This window comes from Nostoc sp., assembly GCF_036916735.1.
Taxonomy (GTDB): Bacteria; Cyanobacteriota; Cyanobacteriia; order Cyanobacteriales; family Nostocaceae; genus Nostoc.
The window spans coordinates 71,154-92,501 of record NZ_JBALFV010000100.1 but is presented as its reverse complement, the minus strand read 5'-3'; the positions used below and the strand labels follow the sequence as shown (position 1 = coordinate 92,501).

Genomic DNA, 21,348 nt, shown 5'->3' with positions numbered 1-21,348 from the left:
TAGGAAGCTTGCTCATTTGTCTTCCAAATCTCCTAACGAACTTCAACAAAACCAGCTTGCCGAATTGCCTTTTGCCCTTGATCAGTTAATAAAAGATTAGCATAAGCATTTCCAATCTGCTGTTCCCGACCTTTATTCTGCTTAATAATCACAAATAAGTTAGCAATCATGGGATAGCTGCCATCTTTAATAGCCTGAGTATTTAGCTGATTGCGCTGATGTAGACATTGCTCAGGTGACACCTGAGGTTTGCGGTAAGGGGTAATAAACTTACCAGAAGTACTACCCAATGGCAAAGCTTTCACACTACATTGAGGTAATACTGAACGGGCAGAAGCGTAATAGACACTACCAGGAGTTTTACTGAGTTGGCGCACTGCCTCTGTAGTAGAGTAGACATACTGCACATTAGAGCCAAATGCTTGCCCCTTCAAGTTGCTGTTGCTAGGGAATATTACTGTATCTGCGTCTTTTGGTCGTTGAGATAAAGGTGTGATGGCTAGGTTTGTCCCACCTACTTGATTCCAGTTAGTAATTTTTCCCAAATAAATCTGCTGCAATTGATCAACAGTTAAACCAGGCACATTGAGTGATGGGTTGACTACCACTGCTATGCCATCTCTACCCACCTGACGTTCCTTAAGGGTAAAGCCTCGCTCTTTTGCGATCGCTTGTTCTTCATCTGTAAGGGGGCGGGAGGATTGAGCAAAGTCGAGTTTTCCATCAAGCAACATCCGAATACCGGAGCTAGAACCAGGGCTACCATTAACAGGGTTTACATAGCGTAATTGTAGTTCAGGGCGATCACTCTGGATCTGAGAATCTACCAATTGCCGGATAGATGCCCAAGCTGTACTGCCTCCATAGTTAAATGAAGCATTAGGGACATTAGTAACTGTCTGAAAAGTTGATACAGTAGTCGAAAGGCTGTTTATATTTTGACTAGAGGAATTAATACTGTTGCGGGTCAAGAAATTCGACTTCAGTAACCACCAAAGCAATCCCCCAATAACCATAATTGTCAGCACTTTACCAATAATCAAACCTCTAATAAAGAGGCCAACTTCACCGTTAACTAAAGCTTTTCTTTGATTTGTATTGTCCATATCTTTAAATGTTGTTTATTCTATTTATCCTACAGGAATCGATAAATATTTAGGTTAAAATTCAATCTTGAATAAGCTAGTAAATAGCGAATCTTATGATTGCTGGTCAATGATTAAGTCTTTCTCATGTATTAAGGCTCAATTTCCTCTTTGATTAATCTTTGTAATAGTCGAATTGCTTTTATAGACTCCTCTGTTAGTTACTAATTTAGCTACTTGCCGACTCACTTAATATTAGTGAACCGTGGCTCAAGCAATTTTTCTCTAAAATTATTTAATTGAGTAGGTTGGTTTGGATGTGATGTACCTGTATTAATAAATGTATAGATTAAAACTAGTACTATCAAACTAGTGATAGCACCAAGCCCTATTCCCAATAGCAAAAGAAAATTTTTATAATTTAGAAAATAGGTATCATCAGTGTTTTGGTTTATGCCAATAGATTGTAAGGACTCTGACAATTCCAGATCGGAATTAAGCGCTTGCAAAGCTTCTGCAGCAGATTGATAACGCTGGTTATAGCGATCGCAAACCATTTTATCTAAAATATTTGCTAGAGCATCACTTACCTGTGCCTTATCGCGCCAGAGAACTTCTCCTGTATTAGGATCTTCTTGTAGTTGTTCAGGCATTAAACCTGTTAAAGCTTGAATGCCAATCATTCCTACTGCATAGATATCGCTGCAAAGTTTTGGCTTTCCTTTAGCCTGTTCGCTTGGCATATAGCCAGGAGTTCCAACAGAAATTGTTAAGCCTGCTCCTAAAGCACCAATTTTCTTAATGCTTCCAAAGTCAATTAACACAATCTTCTGATCGGAGTGCCGCCGCATTAAATTTTGGGGCTTAATATCCCGGTGAATAATGTTATTTTGGTGGACGAAGGACAGCACTTCTAGGATGTCTTTTAATAAATTTAAGACTGTATTTTCGCTAAGAGGCTGACCTCGGACAATTTCTTGAGTCAATGCATGACCGTCAATAAATTCTTGAACTAAATAGAAATCTCCATCTTCATTAAAATGAGCAAACAGTCTCGGAATTTGATCGTGGTTGTTGCCTAGCTGGTATAAAACTTCCGCTTCCCGATCAAATAGGCTTTTAGCAATGGGTAGAACAGCAGGATTGGTATCTTTTGGGTGGAAATGTTTGACCACACAATAAGGTCGTCCTGGTAAATCTAAGTCAATAGCCAAGTAGGTATCACCAGAACCACCGCTTCCTAAGTGTTTGACAATCTCAAAGCGATTCCGGAGTGTTTTTTTAACCAGAGAGTATTGATGTTTTTTACGTCTAGCACCTGATAACAAGTAAGTATTACCAGATACTCCGCTTTCTATCAGTTTGACTCTCTCAAAGCGACTTCGGAGTTTTTTTCTAACTAGAGGGTTCTGGCTCATGTGGCGTATACTACTTGTTAATTTACTGACCATTCAGAGCTTGGGTAAGGTTATGAATACCTGCCGCTATATTTTTTGATATTTGAGGCTATCAGCTTCTAGGGCTACCTACACTATGCTTTTGAGCAATTTCATGGTTAGCCGCTTGATTGGTTTATTTCATCCCTTTATGGGTATCTTAATATAAAAATTTATTTTTGTAATAGTTCTATAATTTTATCACTTAAGTAAATTTAACACTAGTCCATAGTAGTTATAACTGTCGGCAGACGACAACATTCAGAAGTCAAGATATTTATGTTAAATCTTGGTCTGATTGCTGACAAAACCTGGAACAGTGGCATTTAAAGGCACAAGTATCTTTACAGTGTTCACCAAAATTTTGTTACCATATTTTAGTCATTACTAAAGGCGATCGCCTTGTCATATCAACGTAAGTTCGGCAAAACTCACCAAGAACAAGAGCAAGAGCAGGTAAGCCTGGGGGTAAATATCAAGTGATGAATTTTGAGTTAGATAGGTGTAACTTGTCAATTTTTTAGGTTTATTCAATAGTTTCTACAAAACATCCAACTTTTCCAACCTTTCCTACTTTTTACTTGCGCCTGTGTTGCTTGCAATAACTCAGTTCCATTTAACAAAACTCATAATTAAAGAAGTCTACGCTCAACGTACAAATCTTCTTAACCAAGCAGTATTAGAAACAGTCTTAATTTAGATTTTGCTGCCAGCCAAGAAATAAAATAATGTGATTTTAGGGCAGTTAGCTGCAACAGCAGCATTTTATTAAAAAAAAACTCCACGCCACTTCCTCTGTGGAGTTTTTGGGCATGGGGAATAGGGCGCTTGTACTGAGTTTGTCCTGAGCTTGTCCTGAGTTCAGCCCGAGCTTGTCCTCTTGGTAGTCGTAAAGCCTGCGGCATAGCTAGGCTTAGGGCGCAGCCTAAGAAGAGAAGGGCAAAGCCGTAAAGCCTGCGGCATAGCTACACTTAGGGCGCAGCCTCTGGTAGAGTTGGGCGTAGTCGAAGTATGGAGCATGGGGAAGAAACTATCTGTTTGGCCAATGCCGTGCTTGCCCCAAGCGACCGGGGGAACAACCTTGTCCACCCACGGAGTGCGTAGCAAGACGAAGTCCGGGGATGGACGTCGCTTTCAATGAAAAAAGCCCCCATTAGGGGGCCTATTAAGTTGTCCGCGTGGAATGAACAACTAATAAATAATACTCACAGTAGATACAGTAATCCGAACAAAATAATCCAAATTACGTCAACGAAGTGCCAATAGATTTCAGCTGCTTCAATGCCAAAGTGCTTTTCGTTACTGTAGTGACCCGGAACGCGCGATCGCCATAACACGGCAACAATTGCCAAAACGCCGATAGTAACGTGCAATCCGTGGAAACCAGTCAAAACGTAAAATGCACTGGCAAATAAATTGGTAGTTAAACCAAATTCTAAATGGGTATATTCATATACTTGACCCACCAAGAAGATAGCACCCATTGCAGCCGTAATTGCTAACCAAATCTGAGTACCCCGCGCATCGTTCTTTTTGATAGCAGTATCGGCATTGTGCATGACAAAACTACTAGAAATTAGATTGATGGTGTTGACTCCAGGTAGCAATAGTTCTAACTCTGGGGTACCTGCTGGGGGCCATGTCGGTAAGGTAGCACGGAAAGCCAAATAGGCTCCGAATAGTCCCATAAAAATCATCCCTTCAGCAATCAGGAAGACAATTAGCCCAAACATACGATGATCTGGATGTTCTTCGTGATGACTGACGGACGCTTGTGCCGCGTGGTGATGATTCAGTTCGGTTTTAGCTGGGTCAATAGTTTGACTTTGCATGAATTTTGATAAGTGGGGAATTGGGAATGGGGAATGGGGAGTGGGGGGTAGGAGTTAGGAGTTAGGAATTGTCATAACTCATCATTCATAACTCATAACTCTTCACTCCTAACTCTATTTCCGGTCTTCAGGATTAGCAGCAACTGCCGGGTCGGGTTCTGCTCTTAATACTGAGTTTGGGCCAGCAGATAAGACTGGATTGGGATCAGACAAAGGTACACCTTCTTTAGCGTTTTCCAAGCCGTAGTCGTAGGGGCCTGTAGCCAGTACTGGAGTTTGATCAAAATTCTCGATCGCAGGTGGTGATGTAGTCATCCACTCTAAGGTCAATGCTCTCCAGGGATTATTACTAGCTTTTTCGCCGTATAACCAACTCCAAATGGCATTGATAATGAAGGGGAATGTCGAAACTGCTAGTATATAAGCGCCATAAGTACAGATTTCGTTGATAAAGGTAAATTTGGGGTCATACTGAGCGATGCGGCGGTTCATGCCCATTAATCCCAGCTTGTGCATTGGTAAGAAGGTCATGTTTAGACCCACTATTGTTAAGGTAAAGTGAACCTTACCCCAAAATTCGTTCAGCATCCGTCCCGTCATTTTTGGGAACCAGTGATAAATCGCCGCATAAATGCCAAGAACGCTACCACCAAACAGGACATAGTGCAAGTGTGCCACTACAAAATAGGTGTCATGAACGTGAATATCAAAGGGCACTGCTGCCAACATCACGCCACTGATTCCGCCAATCACAAAGGTGCCAACAAAGCCCATTGCGAACAGCATGGCACTGTTAAGCCGGATTTTCCCACCCCACATGGTTGCTAACCAACTGAAAATTTTAATTCCCGTGGGTACGGCAATGATCATGGTGGTGATCATAAAGAACATCCGCAGCCAACCGGGGATACCACTGGTAAACATGTGGTGTGCCCAAACAATTAGCCCCAAAAAGCTGATCGCTAGAGAGGAATAAGCGATCGCTTTATAGCCAAAAATCGGCTTGCGGGAATGCACTGGGATAATTTCTGAAATTGCCCCAAAAAAGGGCAAAATCATGATGTAAACCGCAGGGTGGGAGTAAAACCAGAACATGTGCTGATACACAACAGGGTCGCCACCCCCAGTTGGGTTAAAAAATGTCGTTCCTGCCAATAAGTCAAAAGCCAGGAGAATTAGACCTGCTGCTAACACTGGTGTAGATACCAGAGTCAGTGCTGAAGTAGCAAACATCGCCCAGCAGAACAAGGGCATTTGGTGAACCCCCATACCGGGAATACGCATCCTGAGCAATGTGACGAGAAAATTGATTGCTCCTAGAATCGATGACGTACCTAGTAGGAGAACGCTCATAATCCAAATTCCCTCACCTACTTGACCTGTTACCAAGCTCAGGGGAGGGTAGGAAGTCCAACCCGCATCCGGTGCATCGCCTACCACTAAACTAGCGATCAACAATAAACCCGCAGGGGGAATCATCCAAAAGGCAACAGCATTCAAGCGCGGAAACGCCATATCCTTTGCCCCAATCATCAAAGGAATGAGGAAGTTAGCAAAACCCGCACCAGCTGGCACGATCCACAAGAAAATCATGATCGTGGCGTGCAGCGTAAATAAGCTGTTGTAGACTTCAGGGGTGACGAAATCGACTTCTGGGGTTCGCAGTTCTGTACGAACCAAGTCAGCCATCACGCCACCGATACAGTAAAAAATGAATGTAGTGACTAGGTATTGAATCCCAATCACCTTGTGGTCGGTGTTGAAACTAAAATAGTCTTGCCATTTTCTGATCCCTGGCTCCTCAACAAGAGCAGGGGCGTTGGCAGTTTCTTGCAGTTGAGCTTGGGTCATTTGTCATTTGTCCTTTGTCATTTGTCCTCTCTTACAAGTTCTGATGCCTACGGCGGGCTGCGCTTTCCGGAGGAAACCTCCGCTCAGACTTTGCGCTTTGTCATTTGTCCTTTGTCATTTGTCCTTTGTCATTTGTATGAGTACTAATGACCAGTGACTAATGATTAATGACTAATGACCAATGACTATTTGTGAACTTGATGGAGGATTTCTGGCTGAATTCCCATGTCCTTGGTGTAAGGGGCGAGAAATTCATTTGGAGAAAGATCGGCAGGGTTAACCCTTCGGGTTCGTGAGTTCCCCATCGCCGGAAACCGCCAAGACGGGGACTCGCTCACAGCAACAGCTTGATTTAGTGTTTCTTTGCTAGCAACTAGTTGTTCTTGCACCCATTTGTCAAAGGCTTCTTCTGGCTCAACGACTACTGTTGCTCTCATCGCACCGTGGTAGGGGCCACAAAGTTCAGCACAGATTAGGGTATAATCTCCTGCTTTTTTGGGGGTGAAGCGAATCTCGCTTTGCCTACCAGGGATCGCATCTTGTTTCAGGCGAAACTCTGGCACCCAGAAGGCGTGGATGACATCGTTGGCTGTCATATTGATTTCCACTTCACGCCCGATGGGGACGTGCATTTCACCTGTAGTTATACCAGTTTCAGGATAGGTGAAAAGCCAGGCATATTGTAGACCTGTGACGTTGACCTGTAATCCTGCTGGTTTGCCTGCTTTATCAGGAGTTCCCCCAATTGTCGGAGCAACACTACCGACACCAGGAGCATTCCGCAGTTGGGGAATTTGGTCAGCATTACGAACTTCTGCCGTAGCTGGGTCTTGCATTGCCTCATCAGATTTTTCTTGATTGAGGTTGGGTTCGGTGCTGGGAGGAGTATCGTTTAAAGTTGCGGCCATTGCACTTCCAGGCATTGCCATCGACTCCTGATTCATCGGCGCTTCATGGATAGCATGGGGATCAAAGCCACCGATTTCGTTGTAGACATCAAAGCTGTAAACAGAAATACCGATAACGATAATTGCTGGGATCGCCGTCCAGAGAATTTCTAAAGGTATATTGCCCTCAACTGGTGGACCGTCTTCATTGTCACCTGCACGCCGACGGTATTTAAATGCAGAGTAAATCAAAACACCTTCGACAATTAGGAATATACCTGTAGAAACGATCATCATCGCGTTGAACAGACCATCCACCAATACAGCTTCATCTGTGGCTGCTGCTGGCAACAGTCCGTGATTTTGACCGTACCAAAGGCTGGCGAGCGTTAGTACGATGCCAATGAGTAATGTCCAGATTGAACTTGGAATCTTCACGGCTTACTTAATTGAATTTACTACGTTATCTTAAAGCTGCTCACTTACTAAGGTAGTCTAGGCTGTCAGACATGGGGGGCAAAGGTCTGAAATTTTTATTAATTTTTTTGGCTATTTCATTAATTTTGAGTATGAGTTTTCTATCATACAACGCCAAAAATAGATGTGAATCAGTGAAAAAATTTAAGGAAAAATTTAGAATGTTTAAATTAATTGTGATTAATCAATTTTTGACATCTTGAAAAATACCTAAAGCTTCAGGCAAAACCTTGCTGGAGTGATTCAAAGTAAAAGTATAAGTGAGTGCTAATCTATAAACCCATAGCCTATACGCTAGGGTGGAGATGGGACACTAAAAGAAAATTGAAAATTTTAACAGATCCACCAAGAGCGGGCAGAAGGTATCCTTCATGAGCGAATTTGTCCTACAACAACAAAATGAAGCGGCTCTTCAGCAGCAAAAGCCCAAGGAAATGATTCGTCGCTTAGTGTGGAAAATATGCATAGCCACCTTAATTTTGATGGCAATAGGCAGCGCCACCCGTGTGATGAATGCTGGGCTTGCTTGCCCAGACTGGCCCTTATGCTATGGCGAACTCGTGCCAGCCAAGCAAATGAATCTCCAAGTGTTTTTGGAGTGGTTTCACAGATTGGATGCGGCTTTAATTGGTTTAAGCGCGATCGCACTCTTCGGTTTGTCCTGGTGGCATCGTCGTTTCTTACCCTCTTGGCTGCCTTGGGCATCCACATTTGCCCTGTTTTTAATTGTCTTCCAAGGCATCTTGGGCGGACTGACCGTCACCGAACTGTTGCGGTTTGATATCGTTACCGCTCATTTAGGAACGGCGCTATTGTTTTTTAGCACCCTTGTGATTATCGGCACAGCACTCACTCCCTTTCAGGGGACTGGAACCGTTGGTAAGTTGCCTTGGGTCGGTTTAACTGCTGCTGTTCTGGTTTACCTGCAAAGTCTCTTGGGTGCTTTAGTAGGCTCTCGCTGGGCGCTACACCAATGTCTCGGCGGTTCTCAACTTTGTACTGTAATGTACAGCCATATTGCTGGTTTGGTGCCGCCAACAGTGGCAACCTTGGCAATGGTATTTATCTGTTGGCGTACACCAGCACTACATCCAGCCCTGCGGCGACTGGCAAATATGGCTGGTGGATTGTTGATCTTACAAATCTTGTTGGGATTCGCCACCTTCAAATTACACCTCCAAGTCGAGCCTCTCACCGTCTCTCACCAAGCTATAGGAGCTACTTTGCTGGGTACTTTGGTGGTTTTCACAGTTCTCGCACTGCGTGACTCAGTTATTGCTGATTCACGAGTGCTGAGTGCTGAGTAGGGAATGGGGCATTGGGAAGAGGCAGAGGGGCGGGGTGCGGGGAGCAGAGGGGAAAACTCTTCTCCCTTGCTCCCTGCTCCCTGCTACCTGCTCCCCAATAAACGACGAAAGCCGCAACGGCGAGTATTGCGACCCATGCAGGTGCAGAAAATCTGTGTTTTCGTTTGCCTGAAAGAGCCAGCTTGAGCGGGGGCTGCATATAAGTTGTTGAAAAATAAGGAATCAGAGCCAAAATGATTGAGACTAATGTCTCTCGCCACCACGGAACATTTTTACAGGTAATTCAAAGTTACTACCAGCTAACGAAGCCTCGGATTATTCCGTTGCTTTTAATTACCACGGCTGGGAGTATGTGGATTGCTGCGAAGGGAGAAGTAGACCCATTGCTGTTGCTAGTAACTCTCACTGGTGGCACTTTGGCTGCTGCAAGCGCCCAGACAATTAACTGTGTCTATGACCGGGATATTGATTATGACATGGAGCGGACACGCCATCGTCCGATGCCTTCTGGTAAGGTGCAGCCGCGCGATGCTCTAATTTTTGCGATCGCACTGGCGACGATTTCCTTTACACTCCTAGCAGTATTTGCCAATCTGTTAGCCGCCCTGTTAGCCTTCTCTGGCATCGTCTTTTATATTTTGGTCTATACCCACTGGCTAAAACGCCACAGCACCCAGAATATCGTCATTGGTGGGGCTGCTGGGGCAATTCCGGCTTTAGTGGGTTGGGCTGCTGTCACGGGCACATTAAGCTGGTCAGCATGGTTAATTTTTGCCATTGTCTTTTTGTGGACACCTCCCCATTTCTGGGCTTTAGCTCTGATGATTCGGGATGATTATGCAAAGGTTGGGATACCAATGCTACCTGTAATTGAAGGTGACAGAGCAACCGTGAAGCAGATTTGGTACTATACGCTGATCACTGTAGTTGCAACCCTGTTATTGGTTTATCCTTTGGGTTCAAGTGGAGTTCTTTACGCTGTGATCGCCCTAATTCTGGGAGGATTATTTATCCACAAATCTTGGCGGTTGTTACAGAATCCAGAGGATCGCACTGTAGCTAAAGAGTTGTTTCTCTATTCCATCTCCTACATGATGCTGTTGTGTCTGGGGATGGTAGTTGATAGTCTTCCTGTCACCCATAATCTAATTAGTGCAGCGATCAAGCAGTTGCATTTTATTGCTTAGGGAATGCAAAATTTAGCGATCGCGTTGGAAAATTGATTGGCGCGATCGCGTTTTTAATAAACTCTAAATTATACATAATTTAGAGTGTGGTGTATTTGCGATGTCTACGATGGTCACTGAGCTTGCCGTACCACTTCGTGGAAGCAAGCTAGCAAGAGCGTCTCGTAAAGAAGTGCGGGCTACGCCTACGCAAGTAAAATTTTAATCATATTAGCTCAAAAACTTCTTAGCGGTATCGCAAATATTAAACATTAACTTGAGTCATCTAAAAAAGGGTAAGGATTCATTAGCAATTTTCGATTATGCAGTTTATTGAACTGGCATTTTTCTATTAATTCTCCATAAAACTACCGGAAGAACCATTATTACTAAATAAGATGCGTTTGCCCTGGCATCAATCAGGCATCTACACACGGTTTAGATCCTAATGAGAAAGCTATAGTTGAACCCGGATTTCTCATCACAATCCTCAAAGCCTTATAAAATCTAGATTCCAGTTTTTTACACTGCATGAAAAAATAAACTCTCAAAAAGTCCCGAAACATATTCAGGGTAAGGATTATGAAGAGTGCATAGGCGTAGTCCGTCACAGACATCGCGGAACTTGTGAGAAATGCTAGTTGAAGGAATGCGCCGCCATCAACAACACCTAAAGTCGCTGTCTATAACTGCTTAAACGACACATAGCGATCACAACTCCCTACTTCTTGTCTTCTGTTACTATGATAAATGAGGGTAAGAAGCCTGACCACTGCACGGGTGAACTGACATGACACCTGAACGCGAACTGAGAGTCGAAATCGCAAGAAACATCATCGATGAATGTGAAGTCCTGTTTAGCGCCCAGGCGTGGAAGTTTTATCAGCGCTCAGGTCGAGGCTACCTTTATCTTCATAAAGTCGTGAATATCCAGCATTCTGGTGGCAACGATTTTTCAATCACAGAAAGTCCATCTGCGATCGGAAGTAAAGTGCATTATGTGGCGCAAAGAAGTGAACCCTGGAAGATGATGACCCTCTCACAAGCGGCGAAAGAACAGTCGATCGAGTATGCTCAACTTTTTAATGTGATTGACACCTATAAGCCCAAGGAAGAGTATGTGGTAATTGTGGGATTTAATTACGGCTCTGATGCTTCAGAATACTGGTTTTTAAGACGACCAGAATTGCCGCCAATGAAAGCCTATACAGCGGTTCGCCATCGTCCCCAGGAATTTGGAGTAGATTCGCTCTAAGCTCAAAACAACGATTTAATATTCCCTGAACCAAATATCAACTTTCTTACCTCCTATATAAAGTCTGTACTTGTATAAACTTTATTTCTTACTTTGTAGGCAGTATGGAAGCGATTAGCCCTCAGTAAGCATTCATGACGAAGCCAACCATAATAAATTAATCGCGGCATTCAGATCACGATTTATTGAATGACTACAACGATCACAATTGGAAACTCTTTTTTGAAGTGGCATATCTTGAATATGTCCACAGTTAGAGCAAGTTTTAGATGATGGATACCAATGATCAGCTATTATAATTTCACAGCCGAATTTCTTAGCTTTATATTCTAACTGTCTTCTAAACTCCCCCAAACCACAGTCAGCTATTACCTAAGCTAACTTATGGTTTTTAACCATATTGGCTACAGCTAGGTTTTCAATAACTACTCTAGCGTGATTTTTGCATAAGTAAGTAGTAATTTTATAAAGAGGTCTTTTCTTAGATTAGTTACCCTTGCATGGTGTTTAGCCAAGTGTAATTTGGCTTTCTGTTTATGAGCTGAACCATTAACTTTTTTAGCAAACTTTCTAGATAATCTTCTAAGTTTTTCTAAATTAGTTTTGTAATGTTTAGGCTTAGGAAATATTTTAGCAGTGCTTATATTTTTGAGCAGATTTACTTCTAGTGGTGTCTCCAGTCTCAGTCCGCTTTTGCTAGCTTAGTGATATAGAGTTTATCCCTACCCAGTAAGCAACTACAAACAAAAGGATTAATATGGCTCATTTAAATCAACGTCGCTCCCAAAACGTCAACGGCGATTTTTATATAGATACTACCTGTATTGATTGTGATACCTGTCGCTGGATGACTCCTGAAGTGTTTTATCGTGTTGATGAACAGTCAGCGGTTTATCATCAACCAACGAATGATACGGAAAGATTAGCAGCACTTGAAGCACTTTTGGCATGTCCTACCAGTTCTATTGGTACAGTTGAGAAACCAAAAGATATCAAAGTTGCTCAACAACAGTTTCCCATATTAGTAGCGGAAAATGTTTACCACTGCGGCTATCATTCTGAAAAATCTTACGCTGCTACTAGTTATTTAATTCAGCTTGCAGAAGGTAACATTTTGGTAGATTCTCCCCGGTTTACGCCGCCTTTAGTTAAGCGTTTAGAAAATATGGGTGGAATTCGTTATATGTACCTAACTCATAAGGATGATGTGGCAGATCATCAAAAGTTTGCGGAACATTTTCAGTGCGATCGCATCCTTCATGCTGATGATATTACTGCCGATACTCGCAATGTAGAAATACAGCTAACTGGTTTAGAACCATTTACTTTGACTCCAGATTTATTAATTATCCCAGTTACCGGTCACACCAAAGGGCAAACTGTTCTACTTTATAAAAATAAGTTTCTGTTCACTGGCGACCATCTCGCTTGGTCAGAAAGCCTGCATCAATTGGCTGCATTCCGCGATTTCTGCTGGTATTCTTGGTCAAAACAGACTAAATCAATGCGTAACTTGGCTAATTACTCTTTTGAGTGGGTGCTACCAGGTCATGGGCGAAGGTTTCATGCTGATAGGGAAACCATGCGCCAGCAGATGCACAAGTGTATTGAGTGGATGGAATCTTTGAATTGACGTTAAATAACTGATACCATTTCTTTGTGAAACTGTGCCAAATCTCTTAATTTCTTATTTCTTGGCGTACTTGGCGCTGTTGGTGGTTCGTTCTTTATTTCTTGCATTATTAGGCACATCTTCATACAAAATTGGTATGACTTTTCACATCATATAGAAAAACCTAACCCCCTAACCCCATTCTCGACGCGGGAAAGAAGAAAATTCAAAGTCTCTCTTCTTTTAGGAGAGAGATTTAGAGAGAAGTCAGACTATATTGCATACAAACCAGAAGCGCTATAACCTGGATTTTAACACCCTTTTAACCAAACACGGATTATGAAAAAGCTGATCAACAAGCCGGAAGACTTTGTGCGGGAAAGTCTAGAAGGTATGGCGGCGGCTCATTCCGATTTAATTAAACTGAACTACGATCCTGCCTTTGTCTATCGAGCCAATGCACCTATTCCAGGGAAAGTAGCAATTATTTCTGGTGGTGGCAGTGGACATGAACCAATGCACGCTGGCTTCGTGGGCAGAGGAATGCTGGATGCAGCTTGTCCTGGTGAGGTTTTCACTTCACCTACTCCAGACCAAATGCTAGAAGCAGCCAAGCAAGTAGATGGAGGTTCAGGTATCCTTTATATCGTCAAAAATTACAGTGGCGATGTGATGAACTTTGAAATGGCAACGGAGTTAGCCCGTAGTGAAGGCATTCCATCGCTAAATATTTTGATTGATGACGATGTAGCAGTCAAGGATAGTCTCTATACCCAAGGACGCCGGGGTGTGGGAACAACAATACTGGCGGAAAAAATTTGTGGTGCGGCGGCTGAGGCTGGGTATGATTTGCCACAATTAGCAAACTTATGTCGCCGGGTAAATCTGAATGGGCAAAGTATGGGGATTGCTCTAACATCTTGTACAGTGCCCGCTAATGGAACGCCGACATTTGAATTGGGCGATCGCCAAATCGAATTAGGTATCGGTATCCACGGGGAACCAGGAACAGAACGTACAGCTATCAAACCAGTAGATGAGATTACCGAAATTTTAACGCGATCGCTCATTGAGGATGCAGCATACAGCCGCACACTACGCGAGTGGGATGAAGACAAAGGAGAATGGGTAGATGTAGAACTAACAAATCTCCCATTTGCCAAAGGCGATCGCTTATTAGCTTTCGTCAATAGTATGGGTGGAACTCCCGTTTCTGAACTGTATATTGTTTACCGTAAACTCGCCCAAATCTGCGAGCAGCAAGGATTGCAAATTGTGCGAAACTTGATAGGCCCTTACATCACATCTTTAGAAATGCAAGGTTGCTCCATTACCCTGCTGAAATTAGATGATGAGATGATCCGCCTATGGGATGCACCAGTCAAAACACCAAGTTGGCGCTGGGGAATTTCATAATTACGTTAGCGTAGCGTAAAGCCTTCTCTTCTCCTATCGGAGACGCTGCGCGAACGGCATAGCTTCTCTACGAGACGCTACGCGAACGCTTAGAGCGAGTATTCGAGCATCATTACGAATTATTTTAATATGTTGAGTCAGGCGCAGATATTACAATGGTTGCAGGCTTTTGCAACCGAGATAGAGCAGAATAAAGTATATTTGACAGAATTAGATGCTGCGATCGGAGATGCTGACCACGGGATCAATATGGATCGCGGCTTCAAAAAGGTAAGCGCTCAGTTACCAACTCTTACAGACAAGGACATCAGCAGCATTCTCAAAGCTGTGAGTATGACCTTGATTTCTTCCATTGGCGGTGCTAGTGGCCCTCTTTACGGCACTTGGTTTTTGCGAGCCAGTACAGCAGTAGTTGGTAAGCAAGAATTAACAGAACAAGATGTCTTAGGGCTACTCCAAGCAGGCTTAGACGGGGTGCTACAACGTGGCAAAGCACAACTAGGAGACAAAACAATGGTGGATGTGCTATCTCCGGCTGTAGTCGCTTTTGGACAAGCTGTAAAAGAAACTAAGAAGACGCTGGAAGCGATACAACAGGCTGTAGCAGCAGCCCAAAAAGGGTTGCAGGAAACTATACCGATGCAGGCGAGAAAGGGACGGGCTAGCTACCTGGGAGAACGCAGTATTGGACATCCAGATCCAGGAGCAACTTCTGCTTATTTGATGTTGAAAAGTTTGTTAAGTGTATTGGAAAGTTCTAAAGAGCCAGTCCACTAGAAGTAGTTTACGTAGCTTCAATTCGGGAAAGGATTGTAAGCCTGACTATTAATGCAATTTAAGAACTTCGACCGCGCAGGCAGGTATATTGCGCGGTTGTAGCCATTATTAAAAGGAAAATAAAAATTATTTCTCTATTTTTATAGCGATTTAAGATTCAGAAGTTGAAGGAGATTTTGAACCTTGAAATTTTTTTGTCAAAGTCAACTGTTTAGCACCTGAGCTAAACAGTCAACAGTTATCAGTTATCACGGTTTCAGTCGTGGTCAAATTCCCGACTGAAACACACCACTTATTATAAGTAGGAGACTCTGACTCCCATTTGAGTTACATTTTTAACTGATAACTGATAATTGTTAAAGCTTTTTAAGAAAACCTTCAGCGCAGGGTTGATACCAATTCTCTAAAATAAGGCAACAGATGTAAGCAGGGATTGCCTTGCTACATCTAAATTTCTCAATTGCGTTAGTGTAGCAGGGCGAAGCCCATTGCGAACTTGTACTGAGCTTGTCCTCTTGGTAGTCGTAAAGCCTGCGGCATAGCTACGCTTAGGGCGCAGCCTAAGAAGAGTAAGGGCGTAGCCCAAGTATTGCGAACTTGTACTGAGCGTAGCCGAAGTATTGCGAATTGGTATGAGTCGTAGCCATTGCCTAAAAACTTAAATTTATCTAAATTATCTGATTGACAGCATATATACTTTGGATGCGCCATTTACCTCGTTCTCGAATCAAATCATATTGAACTCGCAAATTCTCGTTATAAGACTTTTGAAACTGACCATTTTCATATAACTGCTTCGCTTCCTTAACGGTAGCTTTAACTACAGCACGATCTGCAAATAAATCACTTGTTTCTACAGATTCTATCTTCAGACTATGGTCGTACTTGTAGTATTGGTTTTCTAACCTATACTGTTCACCAGTCTGCCGCAATTTAGACAAAGCTGAACCAGTTAAAATCTGTTCTAAATTATTAATTTCATGATTCGGCCCGAAAGCTTCAGCTTTCGTCAATAACCAAGTCCTAATGACTCCCTCTGCCGTTGCATTTGTTAGAGGGCCTTCTGATGATTCTAGTTTACTATTTGGATCAGGAATAGCTATTGGTGGTTTATTTATTTCCACAAATAATTCTGAACCACGCATAGGTGGTGTAGGGAAAAACAGATTTTTTAACCATCCAAAAGTTGTTGTGACTACCACCCAGAGAACTAATAGACTCACCAAAGAAATAAACACTCTCCATACCAGCCGTGTTTTACCTTCGATGGTGTTAGCAAAAGTTCGCCGCCGCCGGGGACGACGAGAATGAGGACGATTATCTGGTATCCGCTCTCGGCTAGCAGATTGAGTAGGTTTTCTTTGCCTACGCTTTTGGTTATGACCGGGTGCAACACTTTTAGCTGAACCGTTCAAATGCTGATTGGTGCCTCTACTCACCCGTTCAGCAGCAGGAACCTCTGATTTTACACTTCCAGATGAATTCCACATAGGTGGTGAAAAGTTTGGATATTCGGACGTTTCTTTTGTTGGTGTTTTTGGCAAATCTGGGTCAGGTGTTCTGCTGTAATTAAATTGCCCTAAAGTGCTAGTTGAATTGTTGTGGAAAGAAGAATTATTTATCTTGGGTTGGGCAAAATACTGAGGGTTAATTACAGCCCATTCATTAGTTGTTTCTGCATCAGTTGGCAGTGCTTCTAAATAAGCTTGCACCTGTTGGTTAGCAAAGTAATCTTTTAGGAAAGCTTGCTGGTTTGCTAAATCTCTAAAATGAGGAAATACTTCGTGTTGCAACCACTGTTCTGCATATAAACACAGCCCCGGTAACAAATCTGGAGAGTCTTGAGATTTTTCCCGAATAAAAGCTAAAGCTTCGTACTCCTGACTAAGTTCTAAAACACGAGTTGCTTCTTGGGTTTGTCCCAAGAGTAATGCACATAGCGACTGTTCTAAATGTACATCTTGGCGCTTGCCCAAACGCATGAGCATTTGCCTTGCTTGCCGAATTAAAGCAGGTTGCCGTTGAGCAAATCCCCGCGCTATCAAAGCATAAACAGCTAAGTAAGTGGCAACAGCAGAAGGACGTTTGCTTTGAGCTTCAAATAACTTGTGCTGTTCTGCTACTGTTAAGTGGTTGCGTAACTGCTGGATAAATCGCAGAAAGTCATCTATATTTAAACCCGATTGATCATTATTGGTGCCATCAATGCCACCACGATCTTCTAAGAGATTTTGCAATAATTCCAAGCCTTGGCTTCGTTCGGCAGTTTTTTCTTGAGGTAGTGCCAACAACTCTAAAATTCGATATGGTCGCAATTTGTAAAGATCCGCCTGAATTTCTGCCTGTACAGTGGAGAACAACCCTTCACGTACTAGTAACTCTTGACCCGTTTCTAGAGATATGGCTGCATTTTCATAATGACCTTGCTGCCACTGTTCACGACCTAATTCGAGACAGGCAAAAGCAACAGTGAGAACAACATCTGGATGTTCAAGGCTTTCATATATTTCTTCATCTGTTAAATTATTACTTTTTATTACACTTTTAGCACTATTTTTATTTACTAGGTACGGACGACCTAGTTTCAATACAAGCTCGTATTCGCCCAACTCTTGCAAAATTAATAAAGCGCCAACTAATTCGTCTTGGCTAATTTCGATACCCAGACTCTGGGTGTCAATACCCCTTTTGGTGCTTTCTGGACGATTTTCCTTGGCTACTGCGGCAGCAGCAAGGTTATCAGGGTCATAGGCGTGGGCAAGATAGAGATGATCGTAGGTACTGCGTTGTTTTGGATCTGATAAAACCACGTAAGCTTCTTCTATGAGTTGTTTACGAGAAGAAATTGCTGCCTGAGAATACTCACGTCGTGGCAATTGTACAATGCGATCGCTGTATGCCTGCCGCAATTGTTCATCACTTGCCGCTAACGGTAGTCCTAAAATTCGGTAGTAATCTAGCGGAATTCGCACAGTCTACTTCCCCTGCACCGCGATCAACATAATTCACCTAGAGCGTTCCAGGCCTGTAAAACTGTGCCATAAAAATACCGTATAGAATTTACTCTACAAGTGTATATTGCAACAACTTGTTTTGTACCTTCCCGAAATTTTGAGTCACATTTTAGTACTAATTTTTTGCTTTCACCTAGAAAGCCTCAATTGTTCGTTTTAATTCTTAGTATTTTTGTTTAACACAACTATTATCAGCCTTCGATACCACAAACCACAACTACCACTTTTAATTACGGCATAATTGTTGTGGCTGGAAGAATCTATTGATGATTGATTTTTTTGGGACTTTCCCACTATGCAGGTAACAAAAATACCACTATTAGGGATTTACCCTGATAACATGAGAAGAAAATCATATCATAATTTACCCTTCATTACAATTACTTATTTGGGTATTATAGATTTTTGCCTGCTTTTTTTAAATTGTTAATGGATATGCAGAAAGCAGTCTATCTTGATTGCTACTCTGTGAAGGGGAATAGTGATAGAGAAAACCTAAAGCGGCAGATATTGCCGTTAGAGTCAAATCCCCACGGGGTATGAGCTCAAAAGTTAAAAATCAAAAACTATAAATTCAACTATTCCCTAAGACCCTTTTTTGGTGCATAAATAAAGTTTGATTGTTGAGTCTTACAAACGCTAGCCTGTTAAAAGCTGAGGTGTTATCAGACCAACTTATTTAAGACCATAACTTTTAAGTTGTACAACAGGGATACTCAAAAATAATGGTTCAAGAGCGTACTTTACCCACATTTAATCCTGCTACTACGCACATTACTAAAGAAGAAGGGTTACGGTTGTATGAGGATATGGTGTTAGGGCGCTTGTTTGAAGACAAGTGCGCTGAAATGTACTACAGGGGCAAAATGTTTGGTTTTGTCCATTTGTACAACGGTCAAGAAGCTGTTTGCAGTGGTGTTGTGCAGTCAATGCGACCGGGTGAAGATTATGTTTGTAGTACTTACCGCGACCACGTTCATGCTTTGAGTGCGGGTGTACCAGCAAAAGAGGTCATGGCAGAATTATTTGGCAAAGCCACAGGTTGCAGCAAAGGGCGCGGTGGTTCCATGCACATGTTTTCTGCCGAACATCGCTTGCTGGGTGGCTATGCTTTTGTGGCTGAGGGAATTCCTGTAGCAGCTGGAGCGGCTTTTCAAAGCAAATACCGCCGCGAAGTGCTTGGAGATAAAAATGCTGACCAAGTGACAGCTTGCTTTTTTGGCGACGGTGCAGCTAACAATGGTCAGTTTTTCGAGACGCTAAATATGGCAGCCCTCTGGAAACTACCAATTCTTTTTGTAGTCGAAAATAATAAGTGGGCCATTGGTATGTCTCACGAACGAGCAACTTCCCAGCCAGAGATTTATAAAAAAGCCAGTGTATTTAACATGGTGGGCGTGGAAGTCGATGGTATGGATGTACTGGCAGTCCGAGCCGTGGCTCAAGAAGCTGTAGCCCGTGCCCGTGCAGGTGAAGGCCCAACATTAATTGAGGCGCTTACCTACCGCTTCCGGGGTCACTCCTTGGCTGACCCAGATGAAATGCGAAGCAAAGCGGAAAAAGAATTTTGGTTCGCCCGTGACCCAATTAAGAAGTTGGCAGCTTATTTGGTAGAGCAAAATCTGGCGGATGAGGGAGAAATCAAAGCAATTGATCGTAAAATTCAGGATGTAATCGACGAAGCGGTTAAATTTGCCGAAAGCAGCCCTGAACCAGATAAGAGCGAGTTATATCGTTTCGTGTTTGCAGAAGACGAGTAAATTCTGGGGATTGGGGGCTGGGGACTGGGGACTGCGAAAGAGTTATTTTAATCCTAATCCCCAATCTCCAATCCCTAATCCCTAATCCCCAATCCCCAATCCCTAATCCCAGGACTAAAATTTGTGTTTAGCATTGCAGTTCAACAGCAACAGTACAAGACTTACATTCTTTCTGACGAAGGCGCAGGTTCTCAGTTGGAAGTCGTACCAGAACGTGGTGGCATCATCACCCGTTGGCGCATTCAAGGGCAAGAAATTTTCTATCTGGATACTGAACGCTTTACTCATCCTGAGTTGAGTGTTAGAGGTGGGAATCCAATTTTGTTTCCTATTTGTGGCAATCTACCAGATAATACTTACACTCACAACAGGCAACAATATACTCTCAAACAACACGGTTTTGCCCGTGAATTGCCGTGGTCAGCAACAGGACAGAAAACTGGAGATAAAGCTAGTCTCACTGTTGTTCTTGATAGCAATGAGCAAACCAAGGCAGTTTATCCTTTTGATTTTCAGCTGGCTTTTACCTACGAACTTCAAGGTAATATTTTAGAAGTCCGCCAGCAGTATAAAAATTTGTCATCCACACCAATGCCTTTTTCGGCTGGTTTCCATCCTTACTTTCTGTGTGGTGATAAAACACAGTTAGAGTTTGAAATTCCTTCTAAGCAGTATCAAGACAATCAAACTAAGGAAATTCATTCTTTTGACGGCAATTTTGACTTTAGCCGTGATGAAATTGATTTTGCCTTTGGACAGTTAACAAGTCAATCAGCCACTGCTAGAGATCCCAGCCGGAAGTTAAAACTCACTTTGGATTATGATAATTTCTCTACCTGGCTGGTATTTTGGACAGTCAAAGGCAAAGAATTCTACTGTTTAGAACCGTGGAGTGCCACCCGTAACTCTCTCAATACTGGTGATAACCTGACTGTGTTAGCACCAGGAGCTAGCCATACAGCATCTATAAGGTTGACCGCTAATTTTTTCTAAACCCTTTACAAATCTATAGATATCTATGCTATGATGGCAAAGTTGCGAAATGCAATGAAAGGGTCGCTAACTCAACGGTAGAGTACTCGGCTTTTAACCGATTAGTTCCGGGTTCGAATCCCGGGCGACCCATATAAAAGTTTAAGGAGTACTCGCTGAAGCTTTTGAGATGAGCGCAGAGGCGAGTTTTATTGTTAGTGAAATTTTGTGAATGTGATCGCTCTGGAGAATAAAAGATCAGATGAGCGATCGCTTTTTGCTGAAGATAAAAGAAAGATTACAGATTAATCGAAATTAACTGAGTTGTCTACCTATTTGAGTGATTTTACGGCTACTTCTGCGATCGCAGCTTGTAGATACTGGTTTATTATTGTTCGCTGTTAGACAGATATTTTTATCAGTATTATCTCGTGGTTTTTAAGAAATCAAATATGATTCCTATAGTATACACGTATAATACGTAAGTTATAAAAACTTAAA

General features: G+C 42.6%; 16 protein-coding genes and 1 tRNA gene. 9 read left to right on the top strand and 8 right to left on the bottom strand.

Translation table 11 applies throughout. The annotated features are described in order from the left end of the window. Positions 1 to 32: 32 nt before the first annotated feature. From V7L20_RS23315 to V7L20_RS23295, 5 genes are all read right to left on the bottom strand, one after another. Complete coding sequence (locus V7L20_RS23315; protein WP_334746362.1) at positions 33 to 1,106, bottom strand: PstS family phosphate ABC transporter substrate-binding protein; 1,074 nt, start codon at positions 1,104 to 1,106, stop codon at positions 33 to 35. A 224-nt stretch (positions 1,107 to 1,330) separates the two neighbouring features. After that, entirely contained in the window at positions 1,331 to 2,503 is a 1,173-nt protein-coding gene (locus tag V7L20_RS23310; RefSeq protein ID WP_334746361.1) for a serine/threonine-protein kinase, read from the bottom strand. A 1,223-nt stretch (positions 2,504 to 3,726) separates the two neighbouring features. Continuing rightward, positions 3,727 to 4,353, bottom strand: coding sequence for a cytochrome c oxidase subunit 3 (locus tag V7L20_RS23305; RefSeq protein ID WP_334746360.1), 627 nt, complete (start codon positions 4,351 to 4,353; stop codon positions 3,727 to 3,729). Between the two features lie 114 nt (positions 4,354 to 4,467). Beyond that, positions 4,468 to 6,204: a cytochrome c oxidase subunit I gene (ctaD, locus tag V7L20_RS23300; protein WP_334746359.1), complete on the bottom strand. Its 1,737-nt coding sequence runs from the start codon at positions 6,202 to 6,204 to the stop codon at positions 4,468 to 4,470. 185 nt (positions 6,205 to 6,389) lie between these two features. Then, positions 6,390 to 7,529 (bottom strand): cytochrome c oxidase subunit II, encoded by a 1,140-nt coding sequence (locus V7L20_RS23295; protein ID WP_334746358.1) that lies wholly within the window; start codon positions 7,527 to 7,529, stop codon positions 6,390 to 6,392. A 410-nt stretch (positions 7,530 to 7,939) separates the two neighbouring features. Here V7L20_RS23295 and V7L20_RS23290 point away from each other — a divergent pair, with 410 nt between their 5' ends. The 3 genes from V7L20_RS23290 to V7L20_RS23280 all read left to right on the top strand — a co-directional run bounded on the left by V7L20_RS23290 (position 7,940) and on the right by V7L20_RS23280 (position 11,296). Beyond that, on the top strand, positions 7,940 to 8,875 hold the full coding sequence (locus V7L20_RS23290) for a COX15/CtaA family protein (protein WP_334746357.1): 936 nt from the start codon (positions 7,940 to 7,942) through the stop codon (positions 8,873 to 8,875). Between the two features lie 233 nt (positions 8,876 to 9,108). Next, the gene (locus V7L20_RS23285) at positions 9,109 to 10,062 is read left to right on the top strand and encodes a heme o synthase (RefSeq protein WP_334746356.1); all 954 of its coding nucleotides are present in this window, start codon (positions 9,109 to 9,111) and stop codon (positions 10,060 to 10,062) included. Positions 10,063 to 10,831: 769 nt separating this feature from the next. Next, the gene (locus V7L20_RS23280) at positions 10,832 to 11,296 is read left to right on the top strand and encodes a hypothetical protein (protein ID WP_334746355.1); all 465 of its coding nucleotides are present in this window, start codon (positions 10,832 to 10,834) and stop codon (positions 11,294 to 11,296) included. A gap of 132 nt (positions 11,297 to 11,428) precedes the next feature. Here the strand turns inward: V7L20_RS23280 and V7L20_RS23275 are convergent, their stop codons facing one another. Together V7L20_RS23275 and V7L20_RS23270 are read right to left on the bottom strand one after the other, a co-directional pair. Beyond that, positions 11,429 to 11,650, bottom strand: coding sequence for a zinc ribbon domain-containing protein (locus V7L20_RS23275; protein ID WP_334746354.1), 222 nt, complete (start codon positions 11,648 to 11,650; stop codon positions 11,429 to 11,431). A gap of 71 nt (positions 11,651 to 11,721) precedes the next feature. Next, positions 11,722 to 11,925, bottom strand: a complete 204-nt coding sequence (locus V7L20_RS23270; RefSeq protein WP_334746401.1) for a transposase — start codon at positions 11,923 to 11,925, stop codon at positions 11,722 to 11,724. A 128-nt stretch (positions 11,926 to 12,053) separates the two neighbouring features. On the opposite strand from V7L20_RS23270, the gene V7L20_RS23265 reads away from it, so the two are divergent. The 3 genes from V7L20_RS23265 (at position 12,054) to dhaL (ending at position 15,101) form a co-directional block, all read left to right on the top strand. After that, complete coding sequence (locus V7L20_RS23265; RefSeq protein ID WP_334746353.1) at positions 12,054 to 12,929, top strand: MBL fold metallo-hydrolase; 876 nt, start codon at positions 12,054 to 12,056, stop codon at positions 12,927 to 12,929. Between the two features lie 318 nt (positions 12,930 to 13,247). Continuing rightward, a complete protein-coding gene (gene dhaK / locus V7L20_RS23260; protein ID WP_334746352.1) occupies positions 13,248 to 14,324 on the top strand; it encodes a dihydroxyacetone kinase subunit DhaK in 1,077 nt (358 codons plus the stop codon). Positions 14,325 to 14,453: 129 nt separating this feature from the next. Then, complete coding sequence (gene dhaL / locus V7L20_RS23255) at positions 14,454 to 15,101, top strand: dihydroxyacetone kinase subunit DhaL (RefSeq protein ID WP_334746351.1); 648 nt, start codon at positions 14,454 to 14,456, stop codon at positions 15,099 to 15,101. Positions 15,102 to 15,769: 668 nt separating this feature from the next. On the opposite strand, the gene V7L20_RS23250 is transcribed toward dhaL, so the two are convergent. After that, the gene (locus V7L20_RS23250; protein WP_334746350.1) at positions 15,770 to 18,073 is read right to left on the bottom strand and encodes an IMS domain-containing protein; all 2,304 of its coding nucleotides are present in this window, start codon (positions 18,071 to 18,073) and stop codon (positions 15,770 to 15,772) included. A 767-nt stretch (positions 18,074 to 18,840) separates the two neighbouring features. Here V7L20_RS23250 and pdhA point away from each other — a divergent pair. The 3 genes from pdhA (at position 18,841) to V7L20_RS23235 (ending at position 21,000) form a co-directional block, all read left to right on the top strand. Then, positions 18,841 to 19,875, top strand: a complete 1,035-nt coding sequence (pdhA, locus tag V7L20_RS23245) for a pyruvate dehydrogenase (acetyl-transferring) E1 component subunit alpha (RefSeq protein WP_334746349.1) — start codon at positions 18,841 to 18,843, stop codon at positions 19,873 to 19,875. A 123-nt stretch (positions 19,876 to 19,998) separates the two neighbouring features. Beyond that, positions 19,999 to 20,868: an aldose epimerase family protein gene (locus V7L20_RS23240; RefSeq protein WP_334746348.1), complete on the top strand. Its 870-nt coding sequence runs from the start codon at positions 19,999 to 20,001 to the stop codon at positions 20,866 to 20,868. A 60-nt stretch (positions 20,869 to 20,928) separates the two neighbouring features. Next, positions 20,929 to 21,000 (top strand) — tRNA-Lys (locus V7L20_RS23235). Positions 21,001 to 21,348: the final 348 nt, after the last annotated feature.